Here is a 16,216-nt window from a genome sequence, read left to right as displayed (position 1 = left end):
GGGGACGAACTGTAATGATCGGCGTGTTGTCGGCACGACGGACCAAACGGTCGGCGTGCGGGCCGCACCCGACCTATAGGGGATGATGTCGTGAGTTCACACTCAACAGGCCGCGCCTGATCATCTGATCGCGCCCCGCGCGTCGTCCCCCCTTCCAGCGGCATCGAGCGCCGCCCTTTTCACGAGTCGCTTCAGCCCTTGACCCATCGGCGATGACCTGCCGGTCCGGGGCCGGACCTCGCGCGCGGTGACGTCCCACCGTTCCACCCCATTCCGCGGTTCCACGCGCCGTCGGCCACGGACGCGCACCCGTCGCCTTCGACGGACGCGCTCTCGCCGCCGGTCACGTCGTGGTCCGCCGGCCCCCATCCCCGCGGCGCGCCCGCGGGCACACTCACGCCAGGAGCAGAACCGAGCATGCCCGAAGACTTCAACCAGCAGATCATCAAGGAGTTCCGAGCCAACCGCGGACAGGTGAGCGGCCCCTTCGGAGGGGGGCGGCTCCTCCTGCTGACCACCACCGGAGCGAGGACCGGGGCCAGCCACACGACCCCGGTCGCCTACCTGCCGGACGGCGAGCGCCAGCTGATCATCGCCTCGGCCGGCGGGGCCCCGTCCCATCCGGCCTGGTACCACAACCTGCTCGCCAACCCGAGGGTCACCGTCGAGGACGGGATCTTCACCTACGAAGCGGACGCCATCGCGCTGGAGGGCGAGGAGCGCGACCGCGTCTTCGCCCGGGCGGCCGAGGCGAACCCGGGCTGGGCGGCCTACCAGGCCAAGACGGCCCGGGTGATCCCCGTCGTCGCCCTGCACCCCATCGGCCCGCCGCCCGTCGCCGGCTCTCCCGCGGACTTCCTCAAGGCCGTCCACGACGCCTTCCGCCGCGAACTCGCGCTCGTACGCAAGGAGGTCGCCGCGTCGGGCCGGAGCCTCGGGGCGCAGCTGCGGGTCAACTGCCTGACCGTGTGCCAGGGCCTCCACCACCACCACTCGATCGAGGAGGCGTACATGTTCCCGACCTTGGGCGAGCGGCATCCGGAGCTGTCCTCGGCGCTGGCCCGGCTACGGGAGGAACACCAGACGATCAAGCGGCTGGTCGACGAGCTGCAGGAGCTGCTCTCGGGCGACGGGGCCGAGGCCGGGACCGAGGGCGGGGCAGGGGCCGACCCGGCGACCGTGCTCGCCGAGGTGGAGCGGCTCACCGCCGAGGTCGAGGCGCACCTGGACAACGAGGAGGAGCACCTCCTCCCCGTCCTGCACGCCTTCACCCCCTGACCGTCCTCCGACCGCCCCTGCCCACGCTCCAACCGTCGCGGTACGGCGGGACCGGCGCCGCCGTACCGCGACCGGCCGGAACACGTCCGTGCACAGCGCGCCGGCCGGCGTCCGCGGACAGCGCGCCGGTCGGCTCAGGGGTACGTCCGACGACGCGCGTGCTGATCGCTCATTCGCCTAGCCGCCGCCCCTGAGCTGGGCGAACAGGCGGCCGGCGTCCGGTTGGAGCCATTCGAGGCGGTGGGGGTCGGCAGGGTAAGGCCGCACGGGCACGATCAAGAAGCGGACGGGATCGGTGCTGCCCGGCTGGGCGCCCTGCAAGACGGTGAGGAGAGTGCCGAGGTCCAGGTCGACATCGGTGATGACGGACTTGCGCACAGCCTGGAACAGAAGCCGCAGCCTGTCCGGTTCGCCGATGTGCAGGATCTTGTCCAGCAGAGAGGCCATGAGGACCTGTTGCCGCCTGATCCGCGGGATGTCGGACCCGGCCCCCAGCGCGTAGCGGGTCCGCACGTACGCCAGGGCCTGCTCGCCGTTGAGCAGGTGCCGGCCTGCCGGCAGGTCCAGCTTGGACTTGGGGTCCTTCACCGCCATGGGCAGCGTGATCTCCACCCCGCCGAGCGCGTCGACAATGTCCTTGAACCCCGAGAAGCGGATCTCCACCGCGTGGTCCACACGGACGCCGGTCAAGCTCTCGACGGTCTTCCAGGCGCAGCGCAGGCCCCCTGTCGTGAACGCCGAGTTGATCATGTCGGTGCGGGCGGGAGCGGTCGTCCCGTCCGGCGACTGGCAGGCGGGGATGCGCACCATGGAGTCCCGCGGCAGGCTGACCGCGCTGATCTTCCTGCCGTCCTCGGGAACGGTCACCAGGATCATGACGTCGCTCCGCTCGCCAAGAGAGAGGCCAGGGGCGCCTTTCGGGGCGGGCCGCTCGTCGGAGCCCACGACGAGCACGTTCAGCACGCCGTCCTGCTTCGCCGGCCGGTGCCATGTGGGCGCGGCCACGGTGGAGCCGGCGGGCGTCGTGCCGCGGAGCAGCACCGTCGGCACGACCACCAGCGCGGCGGTGACCGCCGCGACCCCGGCCAGTGCCGCCCATCCGATCCGGCGCCGCGGGCGGCCCGCCCCGGGAAAGCGCCGGCGCCTACCAGGACCCGCTGCCGCTCCCGCGTCCGCGGAGGCGGTGGCGGTGGCCGCGTCGAGAAGCCGGCGGCGCTGCCGGGCCAGCGTCGCGGGAGGCTCGTGCTCCAGGCCGCGCCCGAAGTCGCGAAGCACCTTCAGGTCGTCCATGGCCGCTCCTCCTGCTCCTGCATCGGGTTGATGTCGCCTAGGGCGGCGCGCACCTTGCGCCTGGCGCGGTTGAGGCGGGAGCGGACCGTGCCGATCGGGATGCCGAGGGCCTGGGCGACCTCCTCGTACGACAGGTCACCCCAGGCGATCAGAAGGAGGACGTCACGGTCGCCCTGGGACAGGCTCGCGAGCGCCGGGGCCAGCACCGACCTGGACGCCCTCGCGGTCACCTCGCCGGCGACCTGCTCCGCGTGGCCTTCCACCACGGCGTCCACGGGGGTGCGCGTCAAGGCGCGGTAGCGGGCCGCCTCGGAGCGGTGATGCCGGGACATCAGCTTGGTCGCGATGCCGAACAGCCAGGGCCGGGCGTCGGCGTAGGTCAGGTCGTAGCGGTCCCTGCGCCCGAAGGCGACCAGGAACGTCTCGCCGACCAGGTCCTCGGCCACCTCGGGACCGAGCCGGCGGGAGATGTACCGGTAGAGCATCGCGGCATAACGGTCGAAGAGCGTCGCGAACGCCTCAGGTCGCCCTCTGGACTCGGCGATCAGATCCGAGTCCAGGATGCTCCCGGCGGTGGGGGGAGCGCTCATCGTCGGCACCATGGCATCGAGCCGGCCTTCCCATGGGGGACTTGTCGCGGATATATCGCCACAAGTCCCCGCAGGAGTTCACGCCCTCCCCTGCGGCCCCGGGAGCGCACAGGGGACAGGACACCGGCCGATGCGGGCGAAGGGCAAGGGAACCCCGGCCGATGCGGGCGGGGAGGGGAAGAGGACGCCGGCCGATGGCATCGCGAGGAGAGCGGAGGGACCCTAGCCGATGCGGAGTGGGAGGGCGCGCGGCCCGCGTACCTGCCCGGTGGACCAGGTGACCGCGGCCGGGTCGTGCAGGCTGAAGTCGGGGATCCGCTCGAGCCAGACCTCCAGGGCGACCCGCAGCTCCATGCGCGCGAGGTGCGAGCCCACGCAGCGGTGGATGCCGAGACCGAACGCGGCGTGCCGGTTGACCTCGCGGTCGATGACGACCTCGTCCGCCCGCTCGAACTGGGACGGGTCGCGGTTGGCGGCCGGGAACGACAGCAGGACCCAGTCGTCCCCCTTCATGTCGGCGCCGCGCCAGTCCACGTCCTCCCTCACCAGCCGCGCCATCGTCACCGGCGCGTAGGCCCGGAGGAACTCCTCCATCGCGGTGGGCAGCAGCGCGGGCTCGGCGACCAGGCGCTCGCGGTCGCGCGGGGTCTTCGCGAGGTGCCACAGCGACGCGCCGATCGCGCTCCATGTCGTGTCGATGCCGGCGACGAGCAGCAGGGCCATCGTGCCGGCGACGTGCGGGGGTTCGAGCTTGCGGCCGTACAACTCGGCGTCGATGAGGTAGCTCGTCAGGTCGTCGCGCGGGTTGTCGACGTGGTCGCGGATCTGCGCGAGCAGGTAGTCGAACAGGCTCCCCATCCGCGCCGACCGTTCCTCCGGCGGCAGGTTGACGCCTTCGAGCGTGTTCTCGATGAACTCGCGGAACAGCGGCGCGTCCTCGATCGGGAAGCCGAGCATGTCGGCGATGACCCGCATCGGGATGTACTGCGCGTAGTCGTGGGCGGCGTCGACGACATCCCGCCCCTCGAACGCGTCGATGAGCGAGTGGCATAACGTTCTGGTCGCCTGTTCGCGCTTGACGACCGCGCTCTTGGTGAACGCCGGGAGCAGCAGCTTGCGCGCGTCGTGGTGGAACGGCGGGTCGGAGGAGATGGGCGGCGTGCCGCCCACCGGCGCCAGCTCGCGCGGCGGCCGGAAGTTGCTCATGACGACCGCCCGCGAGGAGAAGTGCTCGGTGTCGTAGGCGATGGCGGCGACGTCCTCGTAGCGCGTGGGCAGCCAGCCGCCGCCGAACCGGCCGGTGTGCGCGATCGGGCAGCGTTGCCGCAGGTCGTCCTGGATGGGATAGGGGTCGGCGGCCCACTCGGGCTCAAGGTGGGAGAAGTCGGTCGCCCAGTCGGAGACCGGACCGGTGATGATCTCGTTGCGGGTGCCGAGGGACTGGTCCGCCCGTGTCTCCCGGTAGTCCCGCGCGAAGCGGTCGTCGACGGTCATGTCAGCTCTCCTGGACGATGTCGATGGCGCGTTCGGGGCAGTTGGCCACGGCCAGCCGGGCGTCGTGCTCCTGATCAGGCGGTACGACGCCGCCGGCGATGACGTGCCCATAGCCTTCGCCGTCCTCGGAGAACACCTCGGGGGCGAGGTCGTAACAGCGGCCGTGGCCGTGACAACGTGCGGGGTCCAACTGCACTCTCACTGCGGTGCTCCGCTCTGTGCGGTGGTGTCTTCGGGAGGGATGAGTGCCGCCACGACCCGGGCGAGCAGCGCGTTCCACTCGGCGTCGTCGACCGAGTGCAGGTCGGGGGTGACGAGCGCGCTGCCCATCGCGAGCAGGAGGCAGAAGTGGGCGAACGCGCCGGGCGCCAGCGCGGGGTCCAGCTCGCCGCCGGCCTGGGCGACGCGCACCAGCCCGGCGAGCCAGCCGGAGCGCTCGTCGATGTAGTCGCGCATCGGCCGGGCGACGTCCTCGTCCCGGCGGGCCGCGACCAGCGCCTCGACGATGAGGTAGCCGCGGGTCTCGCGCCGGCGGGGCAGCCGGCGGCCGATGGCGACGAGCAGCTCGGTGACCGACAGGCCGGGTTCGGCGGCCAGCAGGTCGGCGAGCAGGCTGGGCCCATGGGCGCGGAGCGCGGCGACGAGCAGTTCGGCCTTGGAGCCGAAGTGCGCGTACAGCGCGCCGTTGCTCACCCCCGCGGCCGCGGCGATGTCGGCCACGCGCGTGCCGTCGTACCCGCGCGCGGCGAACACGTCCGCCGCCGCGCGCAGCAGCCGTTCCCGGGTCTCGGCGGCGGTGACGCCCGCGATTCGCCCCACCCAGAAAGTAAATGATCGTTCATTTCATTCGTCAAGAGCTACGCCGCCGCGCTCGTACGGCATTCCTATAGTCCAGATCATGGATTCTCTGTCGGACCACTACATCGGCGACGTCGCGTCCGCGATGGCCGCGGTGCTCGGCTCGCGCCTGGTGGGCGTCTACCTCCATGGATCCGCGGTGCTCGGCGGCTTCGACGCGCGGCGCAGCGACATCGACGTCCTTGTCGTCTGCGAGCACCCCATGACGGCGGATGAGCAGGCGGCCGCCGCGGAACGGCTGAGCGACGACCGCCTGCCCTGTCCTGCTCAATCCTCTCTACGGTCATCGACGAATCGGCATGACGCGGCCTCGGGCGACCGCCCGGCCAAGGTGCACGGCTTCACGGGAACCGGAAAGGGCCACGTGGGCACCACGTCTCCGGCCAAGGTCCTGATCAGGCGCCGCCGGCCGGCACGGACCGGCACGGACCGGCCAAGGTCCCGATCAGGCGCCGCCGGCCGGCACGGACCGGCCGTCCACCCGCGAGGCCGGCGAGGTCTTCCGCTCTCAGGTCCCGTGACGCCGGCCATCCGTCGCCGCCGCGAAGCCGTGGAGCAGGGAGCGGACGACCTCGTCGGGGTCGGGAAGTTCCAGGCCGAGCAGTCCCCGGTACGCCACCAGCCCGGCGAACAGGTCGGTCAGCAGCCACAGGTCACCGTCCGGGCGGAGCTCGCCGCGCCCGATCGCCCGGTCGTAGACCGCCCAGGTGCGCGCCATCCGGTCGCGCATGCTCGTGCGAACGAGGTCGGCCACGGCGGGGTCACGGCCGGTCTCGCCGAGGACCGGACGCCTCCCCCATCCCGCCGGACGCCTCCCCCATCCCGTCAGGTGGCTCTCCCACCCCGTCGGACGCCCCCATCCCGTCGGACGCCTCCCCCATCCCGTCAGGTGGCTCTCCCCCTCGCTTGGGGTGAGGCCCCCAATCGGCGCCGGGTCGGCGGGACGGGGTACGGCGAAATCGGCGCCGTCATACGGCGAGCAACCAGTACCGGCCGCCGTTCAGCCGAGACGGCCGGCCTTCACCAGCCCGAGAAAGGCAGCCCACGCCTCCGCGTCGACGACCAGTGCCGGTCGAGCACGATCCTTGCTGTCGCGCACTCCTCTCAGGCCTCTCTGCAGGCGAGCCACCTCTACGCAATTACTGCCGTCGTCACCGGAGAACGTGGATTTACACCACTGCACGGCCCCGGGTCCTTGAATCACGCCGCCCATCTCCGCATCATCTCCTTGATCATTTTCAGGGACTCGCAACGTGGCAGTGCGTCCGCTCGAATCAGGTCGTACCTGAGCGCCAAACCTTGGACCTCATTCGACCGGTCGCTCACCCGGTCTTCTGTGCTCTGGGATTCGATATAAGCCGCCGGAGGCGATCCCTTCGGCATGTCGGCGATGACGAAGCCACCCATCAAGCCAACCACGCTGCAAGCGCTGAAAGGAAGGATCTGAAGGGATATATGAGGGTTCTCGCTGATATAGATAAGGTGCTCGACTTGCCCTCGCATCACCTCGGCTTCCGTCACGGCACGATGGAGGACGCCCTCCTCCAGGATGACCCAGAGCATTGGAGGAACGGTGCGTTCGAGAATGCTCTGTCGGTCCATTCGTGCTCGGACTTGCTCTTCCACATCCTCGCCGGTGATGCCGGGCTTGCGGCTCAAAATGGCTCGGGCGTAGGCCTCGGTTTGGAGGAGGCCGGGAACCATGAGCGGCTCCCACATGCGCAGGGCCTCGGCTTCGCGTTCGTAGTCGAGCCAGGGGCGGAACCAGCGGGGTAGTTGGGCGGCGGCGCGGTTGAGGCGGTCGAGGAAGCCGGTGAGCGTGGTGCCAAGACCAAGGATCTCGTCCGCCCGCCGCGCCAGATCCATGGTGGGTGCACGGTGGCCGTTCTCGATCATGCTGAGCTGGCTGACCGACAGATGAATCGCATCGCAGAGCCGCCGCTGGGTGAACCCCGAAGAAAGTCGGAATTTGCGCAGTTCTGTACCGAATTGAATGCGCGGAGATATGGACGGATCCGGTTCCAGGGGGGTGCTCATCGCCGAACTCCTTTCCCGTCGCCGACCGGCGCGTCAACGCCATCATGCTGGGGGTTCGCACACTTCGGCCAGAAGGTTCACACGATTGTGAACACAGTGCGAACGCCGAATCGCCATAACGACTCCTTGTTCTTTGCCACGGTGTGAGGACCGCGCCGACCTCATGGCGGCGCCCCGGCCGACCCGGCCGGGTGAAACGAGAATGCAGACATAAACGACCGGCGAAAGGCCCGCCGATGGCACCGGAAACGCTGAAAGAGCTTCGCCTGCCGAATAGTCCTGAATCGGCTTCGCGTGCCCGCGCCGCCGTCCATGCCTGGCTGGGGGAAGCGCATCCGGCCTACGAGCCCGTACGGCTGGCCGTCAGCGAGTTGGTCACCAACGCCGTCCGTCATGGCCGGCATGGGGTCAGCGCTCAGGGGGCCGACGAGCATGGCTCCGAGCCTCTGGTGCTCCGGGTGTCGGAGTGCGACGACGGCGACCGGGTACGGGTCGAGGTCACCGACAGAGGCCTCACCGCTGGAACGCCCCGCGTCCGCCCGGACACGGTCGCGCTCCTCGCGGAGAGCATTCCGGCGGACCCGGCGTTCCTTCTCGCCGAGGGCGGGCGCGGCCTGGCCATCGTCGACATGCTCTCCCGAGGCCGCTGGGGCTTCCATCCCAACGCGGACGGCCTCGGCCGCACCGTCTGGTGCGAGATCGCCCCGGAGCACCTGGAGGCGCCGCGCCCGCCGGGCGCCCCCTACCCGCCGGCCGAGCAGTCGATCTCTGCCGTCACCTCGAGCGACATATAGGGGCGGGTGCCCTCGGGCTGGAAGCCGACGCGTTCGTAGACGCGGCGCGATCCGTCACCGGAGTACTCCAGCCATACCGACCGCGCCCCACGGGCGAACAGAATCCAGCACGCAGGCAGGGCGCGCTGCGGTGCTCACCCTGAAGATCTCCGCGCCGCGCATGCGTATGCCGACGATGGCGACGCCGCGTTGCCCAGCACGAGCTTGTTCACCCCCTGGACCGGCTCGCCGAACCGGCGACATTCATTTACTTTGCGTTACATCATGTCAGCGATCAGTAACATGGGTATGCTGGCATACATGAAACGCACCACCATTAAACTGTCAGATGATCTTGATGCCCGCGTGCGACATGAAGCGGAGCGGCGGGGCATGACGGTGTCCGAGTGGACTCGCGAGGCCATAATGGCTCACCTGCCCGGTGATGGGCGTCGGCAGTTGCTTGCGGCCGGGGCAGGCCACAGCGGAGAAGACGACATCTCCGAACGGATCCATGAAATCCTCGACCGCGAGTGGGCGCGGCGCCATCGGGAGGCGTCATAGGCGCTCTCGTCGTAGACGCGGGACCGTTGTACGCCTATGTCGATGCGGACGACAAGCATCACAAACCCTGTCTCACGCTACTTGAATCCCATCCCGGCCCGCTGATCGTCCCTACCTTGGTGGTGGCGGAGGCGGCTTACCTCATCTCGACTCGTCTCGGCGCCGAAGCAGAAGTGAAATTCCTCGGAGACTTCGCTCGAGGCATCTTCGCGGTCCAGCCGGTGCATCCATCGGATTGGCTTCGGATGGCGGAACTCGTCTCCACCTACCGCAATCTCCCCCTGGGCACCGCGGACGCTTCGGTTCTCGCGTGTGCTGAACGACTTGGCATCACCGACATCGCCACTTTGGATCGTCGGCACTTCACCGTCGTTCGTCCCCGTCACGCCATGGTGATGACACTCCTGCCATAGCGGAGCGTGAGACGCGGTCATGCCGGATGGCCTGTGCGAGGGGCGGTGACGGCTACGAGCACCGAAGTGCCCGCAACCGTCACCGTCACCGTCGCCCAAGACCGATCACGTGCGACAAGGCAGGGTCAGCGGGCGTCGACGATCATGCCGGCGCCGACGGTGCCGTTGGTGGCCTCGTCGATCAGGATGAAGCCGCCGGTCATGCGGTTCCTGGCGTAGTCGTCGACGAAGAGCGGCTGGGTGACCCGCAGCGACACCCGGCCGATCTCGTTGAGGCCGAGCGACCCGGCCGACTCGTCGCGGTGGAGGGTGTTGACGTCCAGCCGGTAGTGCAGGTCGCGGACGAGCACGCGGGCCGTGCGGGTGGTGTGCTTGATGACCAGCTTGGAACGCGGGCCGAGCTTGAGGCCGTCGGTCATCCAGCAGACCATCGCGTCGAGCTCCTGGGCGACCTCCGGCCGGTTGTGCGGGCGGCAGATCATGTCGCCGCGCGAGATGTCGATGTCGTCCTCCAGGCGGAGGGTGACGGACATGGGCGAGAAGGCCTCCTCGACGGGGCCGTCGAAGGAGTCGATGGCCGCGACGCGCGTGGTCAGGCCCGAGGGAAGGTGCATGACCTCGTCGCCCGGCTTGAGGATGCCGCCCGCGACCTGGCCGGCGTAGCCGCGGTAGTCGTGGAACGCCGGGTCGGTGGCCCGCTGGGGGCGGATGACGTACTGCACGGGGAACCGCACGTCGACCAGGTTGCGGTCGGAGGCGATGTGGAGGTTCTCCAGGTGGTGCAGCAGGGAGGTGCCCTGGTACCACGGCATGTTCTCCGACCGGGTCACGACGTTGTCGCCGTGCAGGGCGGAGATCGGGATGAAGGTGAGGTCGGAGACGTTCAGCTTGGCCGCGAATGCGGTGAACTCTTCGCGGATCTCCTCGAAGCGGTCTCTGCCGTAGTCGACCAGGTCCATCTTGTTGACCGCCAGCACCAGGTGGGGCACTCGCAGCAGCGTGGTGAGGAACGCGTGGCGGCGCGACTGCTCGACGACGCCCTTGCGCGCGTCGATCAGCACGACGGCCAGGTCGGCGGTGGACGCGCCGGTGACCATGTTGCGCGTGTACTGGATGTGGCCCGGGGTGTCGGCGATGATGAACTTGCGCTTGGGCGTGGCGAAGTAGCGGTAGGCCACGTCGATGGTGATGCCCTGTTCGCGCTCGGCGCGCAGGCCGTCGGTCAGCAGCGACAGGTCGGTGTACTCGGTGCCGCGGTCACGGCTGGTGCGCTCGACGGCCTCCAGCTGGTCCTCGAAGATCGCCTTCGAGTCGAAGAGCAGCCGTCCGATGAGGGTGGACTTGCCGTCGTCGACCGAACCCGCAGTGGCGAAACGCAGGATGTCCATCAGAACTGCTCTCCATCGATTGTGCGGCGGGCCGTGCGCGCGGACCGCGAGAAGGACGTGCCCTGGGCTGCGACGAGAAGGGGCATCAGAAGTAGCCCTCCTTCTTGCGGTCCTCCATGGCGGCCTCTGACGTGCGGTCGTCGGCGCGGGTCGCGCCCCGCTCGGTGATGCGGGTGGCGGCGATCTCGGCGATGATCTCCTCCACCGTGGCGGCGGTGGACTCGACGGCGCCGGTGCAGGTCATGTCGCCGACGGTGCGGTAGCGCACGACGGTGTCGTAGGCCGGCTCGTCGTCGCCGCGGTTGACCACGTCGGCGTCGGCGAGCAGCATGCCGTCGCGCTCGAACACCTTGCGGGTGTGCGCGTAGTAGATCGACGGGATCTCGATGCCCTCGCGCCGGATGTAGTCCCAGATGTCCAGTTCGGTCCAGTTGGAGAGCGGGAAGACCCGGATGTGCTCGCCCTTGCGGATGCGCGCGTTGTAGAGGTTCCACAGCTCGGGACGCTGGTTCTTCGGATCCCACTGGCCGAAGTCGTCACGGAAGGAGAACACGCGCTCCTTCGCGCGGGCCTTCTCTTCGTCGCGCCGGGCGCCGCCGAACACCGCGTCGAACTCGTGCTCTTCGATGGCGTCGAGCAGCGTGGTGGTCTGCAGCCGGTTGCGGCTGGCCCGCCGGCCGGTCTCTTCGGCCACCCGGCCGGCGTCGATCGACGCCTGGACGGACGCGACGACCAGGCGGGCGCTCAGCTCGGCGACCCGCCGGTCACGGAACTCGATCACCTCGGGGAAGTTGTGCCCGGTGTCGACGTGCATCAGCGGAAACGGGATCGGCGCCGGCCAGAACGCCTTCTCGGCGATGCGCAGCATGACGATGGAGTCTTTGCCGCCGGAAAACAGCAGGCACGGACGCTCGAACTCGGCCGCGACCTCGCGCATGATGTGAATGGCCTCGGCTTCGAGCACATCGAGCTGCGATGTCGTGTAATCGCTCTGGAGCATCTGCTCTTCCTCCGGTGTGGGCCCTAACGGTGCACGTCGCGGATGCCGGCGAGCAACGTTGGCGCCAGATCCGGTAGGGAGACCAGGATATCCGGCAATGAAGGGTTCTCCTGGTTGTAGATCAGCGGCGACCCGTCGATGCGGCTCGCGTGGGCTCCGGCGGCCAGCGCGACGGCCACGGGGGCGGCGGAGTCCCATTCGTACTGCCCGCCGCCGTGGACGTACGCCTCGACCTCACCGGTGATCACCGCTGCGATCTTGGCGCCGGCCGAGCCCATCGGCACGAGGTCGGCGCCGACGAGGTAGGCGAGCTTCCTGACGAACTCGGGCGGGCGGGTGCGGCTGACCGCGATGCGGATGCGGCCCTCGCGCGGGGCGGGAAGCGCGGGCGGGGACGCCGTGCTCAGCGTGACCCCCTGAGCGGGCAGCGCCACGGCCCCGGCGACCAGCCCGCCGGCACCGCCGCCACCACCGAGCGGCCCGCCGGCGACCGGATCGCCTGCCGCCGGATCGGCGGACGAGCCCACGCCCGTCGCCGGGGCGCCGAGGGCTCCGCCGGACGTGCGCTGCCAGAGGGCCACATGGACGGCCCAGTCGGCGCGGCCCTCCTCGCCGAACTCGCGGGTGCCGTCGAGCGGGTCGATGATCCACACACGCTCGGCGGCCTGCCGGCGGGGATCGAGCCGCTCTTCGCGCGTGCCCTCCTCGGACAGGACGCTGTCGCTCGGCCTCAGGCGGGACAGCGACTCGATCAGATGGTCATGTGACTCGTGGTCGCCCGCGTGGCGCAGCGCCACCGGGTCGCCGAACCCCTCACGGGACCGCAGGGCCAGCAGCCTCTCACCGGCCTCAGCCGCCAGATCTCTGGCGAGCGCGTGGTCGTCGCGTATCGTCACGATGCCCTTCCTGGTGCGCACCCGGGTAATCGGTCACCTCAGGCTAGTAAGCGCCCGAGCCACGTGCCACGGCCGACCAGGTCTTCCACAGGATTTGTAGATCCAAAGTGAGAGACCAGTTCTCGACATAACGCAGGTCCAACCGTACCGATTCCTCCCAGGAAAGGTCAGACCTGCCGTTGACTTGCCACAGGCCCGTCATGCCCGGACGGACCACCAGCCGCCGCCGGACGTCGTCCCCGTACCCGGCGACCTCCGCGGGGAGCGGCGGTCTCGGCCCGACGAGGGACATGTCGCCGCGAAGCACATTGAACAGCTGGGGCAACTCGTCAAGAGAGTAACGCCGTAACAAGGCTCCGAGCGGAGTGACCCGAGGATCTTCCCTGATCTTGAACAGGACGCCGTCGCCGTCGCTGACGAGGTGGACCTTGCGCCGCTCGGCGTCCGGGCTCATCGTGCGCAGCTTGAGGATGGTGAACTCCACGCCGTCTCTGCCGACCCGCGTCTGCCGGAACAGCGCGGGCCCGGGGCCGCTCGCCCGGACGGCCGCCGCGAGCACGGCGAGGACGGGGGCGAGGACGACGATGACCAGGCCCGCGACGACCCGGTCGAAGAGGTTCTTGAGCAACTGGCGGACCCCGGACAGCTCGGGATGCTCGACGTGCAGCAGCGGCAGCCCCGCCACCGGCCTGATCGTGGTGCGCGGCCCGGCGACCTCCATGAGCGCCGGGGCGACGACGAGGTCGGTGCGGGTCTTCTCCAGTCGCCAGGCCAGCCGGCGAAGGGCGGTGCCGTCGAGCTCGGGGCAGGCGAGAACGGCCACGGTGTCCGCCGCGACCTGGCCGACGACCAGCGGGACGTCCGAGAAGTCACCGAGCACCGGGACGCCCCCGACGACGCCCGAGGCGTCGCCCCGCGGCAGGCACACTCCGACGACGTGCATGCCGTGGTACGGCTCGCGCCGGAAACGACGCACCAGATCGGCGGTCGACGCCCGGTGGCCGACGGCCACCACCCGGCGCATGCACAGCCCTCGTGCGCGCATGACGTGTAAGCGGAGCCGTAAGGCGTACCTCGCGAACAGGGTGAGACCGGTCATGAGGGGCAGGTCGAGGACGACGTACCCGCGGGCAAGGTCGGTCTTGGTGACGTACGACGCGATCGCCACCCCGGCGGTGAGGAAGAACCCGCACTGCGTGATGCGGCGGAACTCCTCTGACCCCACGCCCACCAGCCGCGCCTCGTAGGCCCGGTTGAGCGCCACGGCGGCCACCCACAGCACGGGCATCACCAGGCTGAGCAGGAGGTATGGCGCGACATACGGCGTGACCTCGCCGAACCGCACCACGATCGCCGTCGCGCCCGCGAGCAGCCCGCACCCGAGATCACCCGCCATGGCGCACATGCGGTAGCGCCGCACCCATCGAGGGAGGGAAGCGGAACCATGCCCGCCGGCACGGGCCCCGGCGCGCGGGAAGGCCGCGCCGGGCCCTTTGACGACCGCCGCCGAGCTCTCGCCGTCGCGCACGCATCCTCCTCGTGACCGATCGGATACTTTCCGTGAGGATGCTAGCGGCCGCCTGCGACGGTCTTGGGGGAATCCGGTAACTCTCTTTACGCTCCCCGAGGCGCTCGACGCACTCCCGGTCCGCGCGGCCCGGTCATCACCCGAGGCGCTCGGCGCACTCCCGGGTCCGTGCGGCCCGATCATCACCGACGAGGTGATCTCTCACATAGGCGAGCGAAGGGTGCCGGGTGGACATGGTCCGGAGCCTTGTCAGAGCCTCTTCGAAGCATTCCGGAGCCTTGTCGCGAGCCTTTCGTCGCCATTCCGGAGCCTTGTCGCGGACTTCCCCGTGTTCCGCCGCCGGCGTCTACGGCACTCGCCCACCGCCCGGCACGCCGAGAGTCTCCTCGCCCCGCCGGGCGCCGTTCCGTCCTGCAGGGCAGGGCGAGGGTTTGCCGATTCAGCAACGTTTGTTGGCGTTTCGGCGGGCCGCACCGCACCGTAGGCGCATACCGAGACCCGAAGGAGACACACGGTGGAAGCGACATATGACGTGGTGGTGGTCGGCGGCGGCGCGGCCGGCCTCAGCGGAGCCCTGGCACTGGGGAGGGCACGGCGGTCGGTGCTGGTGGTGGACGCCGGGGAGCCGCGCAACACCCCCGCCGGGCACGTGCACAACTACCTGGCCCGGGAGGGGACGCCTCCCGCGGAGCTCCTGGCGGCCGGGCGCGACGAGGTGGCCCGGTACGGCGGCGAGATCGTCGCCGGGCGCGTCGAGGCCGCCGCGAAGCAGGACGACGGCTTCACGGTGACACTGGACGGCGGGCGCAGTGTGCGGGCTCGTCGGCTGCTCGTCACGACCGGGCTCGTCGACGAGCTTCCCGACGTCCCCGGATTGGCCGAGCGCTGGGGTCGTGACGTGCTGCACTGCCCCTACTGCCACGGGTGGGAGGTGCGCGACCGGCGGATCGGCATCCTCGCGACCGGCCCACTGGCCATCCACCAGGCGGAACTGTGGCGGCAGTGGAGCACGCAGGTGCTGCTTCTGCTCGACCGCACCTCCGCCCCTGACGCCGAGCAGGCCGAGCGGCTGGCCGCCCGCAGGATCATCGTCGTGGACGGCGCGGTCGCCTCCGTGGAGACCTCCGGCGACACGCTCTCGGGTGTGCGGCTGACCTCGGGCGAGGTCGTCGCGCTGGACGCCGTGGTCGTCGCGTCCCGGCTCACCGCCCGCTCGGCCGTGCTGGAATCGCTCGGGCTGAAGCCGGTCGACGTCGAGATGCAGGGACACGTGATCGGCAGCCAGATCGCCGTGGACCCGAGCGGTGCGACCGCCGTGCCCGGCGTGTGGGCGGCGGGCAACGTCGCCGACCTGCGCGCCCAGGTGATCACGGCCGCCGCCGCGGGCCTGAACGCCGGCGCGGCGATCAACGCCGATCTCGTCGCCGAGGACACCCGCGACGCCGTCGACGCCTACCGGCACCTGGTGAGCACGATGTTCGAGGAGGACGCCTGGGAGGAGCGGTACCGTGCCCGCCCCGCGCTGTGGAGCGGACGTCCGAACCCGCAGCTCGTCGCCGAGGCCGTCGGGCTGACCCCCGGCCGGGCGCTCGACGTCGGCAGCGGCGAGGGTGCCGACGCCGTCTGGCTCGCCGAACGGGGGTGGCGGGTGACGGCGGTCGACATCTCCACCGTCGCGCTGCGCCGGGCCGCCGGCCACGCCGCCGCCACCGGCGCGCACGTGGCCGGCCGCATCGAGTGGACGCACGCGGACCTGCGCGGCCACGAGCCCGCCGAAGGCGCGTACGACCTGGTGTCGTCCCAGTTCATGCACCTGCCGGGTGTGGAGCGGCGGGAGCTGTTCGCCCGGCTGGCCGCCGCGGTCGCGCCGGGCGGCACCCTGCTGATCGTCGGGCACCATCCGGCCGACCTGCGGACCACGGCCCACCGCATGCACTTCCCGGACATGATGTTCACCGCCGAGGAGGTCGCGTCCTCCCTCGACCCCGTCGGCTGGCAGGTGCTGGCCGCCGAGGCCCGGCCGCGCAGTGTGGAGGACGAGGAGGGACGCGTCTCCACCATCCACGACGCCGTACTGATCGCCCGCCGCCGCCCGTGATCACGCCCC

17 protein-coding genes are annotated in these 16,216 nt (G+C 70.3%); 5 read left to right on the top strand and 12 right to left on the bottom strand.

What is annotated here, in order from left to right; genetic code table 11:
• The first annotated feature begins 417 nt into the window (after window positions 1-417).
• Window positions 418-1,278, top strand: coding sequence for a nitroreductase/quinone reductase family protein (locus ACFO60_RS26045; RefSeq protein WP_380844483.1), 861 nt, complete (start codon window positions 418-420; stop codon window positions 1,276-1,278).
• A gap of 177 nt (window positions 1,279-1,455) precedes the next feature.
• Here ACFO60_RS26045 and ACFO60_RS26040 read toward each other — a convergent pair whose 3' ends face one another.
• From ACFO60_RS26040 to ACFO60_RS26005, 8 genes are all read right to left on the bottom strand, one after another.
• Window positions 1,456-2,568, bottom strand: a complete 1,113-nt coding sequence (locus tag ACFO60_RS26040) for an LCP family protein (RefSeq protein WP_380844480.1) — start codon at window positions 2,566-2,568, stop codon at window positions 1,456-1,458.
• Entirely contained in the window at window positions 2,556-3,158 is a 603-nt protein-coding gene (locus ACFO60_RS26035; protein WP_380844477.1) for an RNA polymerase sigma factor, read from the bottom strand. The genes ACFO60_RS26040 and ACFO60_RS26035 overlap by 13 nt, the downstream gene beginning before the upstream one ends.
• 222 nt (window positions 3,159-3,380) lie before the next feature.
• Window positions 3,381-4,652, bottom strand: a complete 1,272-nt coding sequence (locus ACFO60_RS26030) for a cytochrome P450 (RefSeq protein ID WP_380844474.1) — start codon at window positions 4,650-4,652, stop codon at window positions 3,381-3,383.
• Window position 4,653: 1 nt separating this feature from the next.
• Window positions 4,654-4,854, bottom strand: coding sequence for a ferredoxin (locus tag ACFO60_RS26025; protein ID WP_380844471.1), 201 nt, complete (start codon window positions 4,852-4,854; stop codon window positions 4,654-4,656).
• A complete protein-coding gene (locus ACFO60_RS26020; RefSeq protein WP_380844468.1) occupies window positions 4,851-5,471 on the bottom strand; it encodes a TetR/AcrR family transcriptional regulator in 621 nt (206 codons plus the stop codon). The genes ACFO60_RS26025 and ACFO60_RS26020 overlap by 4 nt, the downstream gene beginning before the upstream one ends.
• 547 nt (window positions 5,472-6,018) lie before the next feature.
• Window positions 6,019-6,339: a TetR-like C-terminal domain-containing protein gene (locus tag ACFO60_RS26015; protein WP_380844770.1), complete on the bottom strand. Its 321-nt coding sequence runs from the start codon at window positions 6,337-6,339 to the stop codon at window positions 6,019-6,021.
• A 171-nt stretch (window positions 6,340-6,510) separates the two neighbouring features.
• On the bottom strand, window positions 6,511-6,723 hold the full coding sequence (locus ACFO60_RS26010; RefSeq protein ID WP_380844465.1) for a DUF397 domain-containing protein: 213 nt from the start codon (window positions 6,721-6,723) through the stop codon (window positions 6,511-6,513).
• Complete coding sequence (locus ACFO60_RS26005) at window positions 6,711-7,547, bottom strand: helix-turn-helix domain-containing protein (protein WP_380844462.1); 837 nt, start codon at window positions 7,545-7,547, stop codon at window positions 6,711-6,713. The genes ACFO60_RS26010 and ACFO60_RS26005 overlap by 13 nt, the downstream gene beginning before the upstream one ends.
• 236 nt (window positions 7,548-7,783) lie before the next feature.
• Here ACFO60_RS26005 and ACFO60_RS26000 point away from each other — a divergent pair, with 236 nt between their 5' ends.
• The 3 genes from ACFO60_RS26000 to ACFO60_RS25990 all read left to right on the top strand — a co-directional run bounded on the left by ACFO60_RS26000 (window position 7,784) and on the right by ACFO60_RS25990 (window position 9,297).
• The gene (locus ACFO60_RS26000; protein WP_380844459.1) at window positions 7,784-8,341 is read left to right on the top strand and encodes an ATP-binding protein; all 558 of its coding nucleotides are present in this window, start codon (window positions 7,784-7,786) and stop codon (window positions 8,339-8,341) included.
• A gap of 300 nt (window positions 8,342-8,641) precedes the next feature.
• A complete protein-coding gene (locus ACFO60_RS25995) occupies window positions 8,642-8,884 on the top strand; it encodes a ribbon-helix-helix domain-containing protein (protein ID WP_380844456.1) in 243 nt (80 codons plus the stop codon).
• The gene (locus tag ACFO60_RS25990) at window positions 8,854-9,297 is read left to right on the top strand and encodes a type II toxin-antitoxin system VapC family toxin (RefSeq protein ID WP_380844453.1); all 444 of its coding nucleotides are present in this window, start codon (window positions 8,854-8,856) and stop codon (window positions 9,295-9,297) included. Before ACFO60_RS25995 ends, ACFO60_RS25990 begins: the two co-directional genes overlap by 31 nt.
• A gap of 125 nt (window positions 9,298-9,422) precedes the next feature.
• On the opposite strand, the gene ACFO60_RS25985 is transcribed toward ACFO60_RS25990, so the two are convergent.
• The 4 genes from ACFO60_RS25985 to ACFO60_RS25970 all read right to left on the bottom strand — a co-directional run bounded on the left by ACFO60_RS25985 (window position 9,423) and on the right by ACFO60_RS25970 (window position 13,986).
• A complete protein-coding gene (locus tag ACFO60_RS25985) occupies window positions 9,423-10,685 on the bottom strand; it encodes a sulfate adenylyltransferase subunit 1 (protein WP_380844450.1) in 1,263 nt (420 codons plus the stop codon).
• An 85-nt stretch (window positions 10,686-10,770) separates the two neighbouring features.
• On the bottom strand, window positions 10,771-11,685 hold the full coding sequence (cysD, locus tag ACFO60_RS25980) for a sulfate adenylyltransferase subunit CysD (RefSeq protein ID WP_380844447.1): 915 nt from the start codon (window positions 11,683-11,685) through the stop codon (window positions 10,771-10,773).
• A gap of 23 nt (window positions 11,686-11,708) precedes the next feature.
• Window positions 11,709-12,584 (bottom strand): inositol monophosphatase family protein, encoded by an 876-nt coding sequence (locus tag ACFO60_RS25975; protein ID WP_380844767.1) that lies wholly within the window; start codon window positions 12,582-12,584, stop codon window positions 11,709-11,711.
• Between the two features lie 40 nt (window positions 12,585-12,624).
• Window positions 12,625-13,986 (bottom strand): sugar transferase, encoded by a 1,362-nt coding sequence (locus tag ACFO60_RS25970; RefSeq protein WP_380844764.1) that lies wholly within the window; start codon window positions 13,984-13,986, stop codon window positions 12,625-12,627.
• Window positions 13,987-14,623: 637 nt separating this feature from the next.
• On the opposite strand from ACFO60_RS25970, the gene ACFO60_RS25965 reads away from it, so the two are divergent.
• Entirely contained in the window at window positions 14,624-16,207 is a 1,584-nt protein-coding gene (locus ACFO60_RS25965; protein ID WP_380844444.1) for an FAD-dependent oxidoreductase, read from the top strand.
• The last annotated feature ends 9 nt before the right edge of the window (window positions 16,208-16,216 follow it).

It is taken from the genome of Sphaerisporangium dianthi (genome assembly GCF_042654065.1).
GTDB classification, from domain to species: domain Bacteria; phylum Actinomycetota; class Actinomycetes; order Streptosporangiales; family Streptosporangiaceae; genus Sphaerisporangium; species Sphaerisporangium dianthi.
Note: the sequence above shows the minus strand (reverse complement) of the source record. Positions and strands in the feature narration are given on the sequence as shown.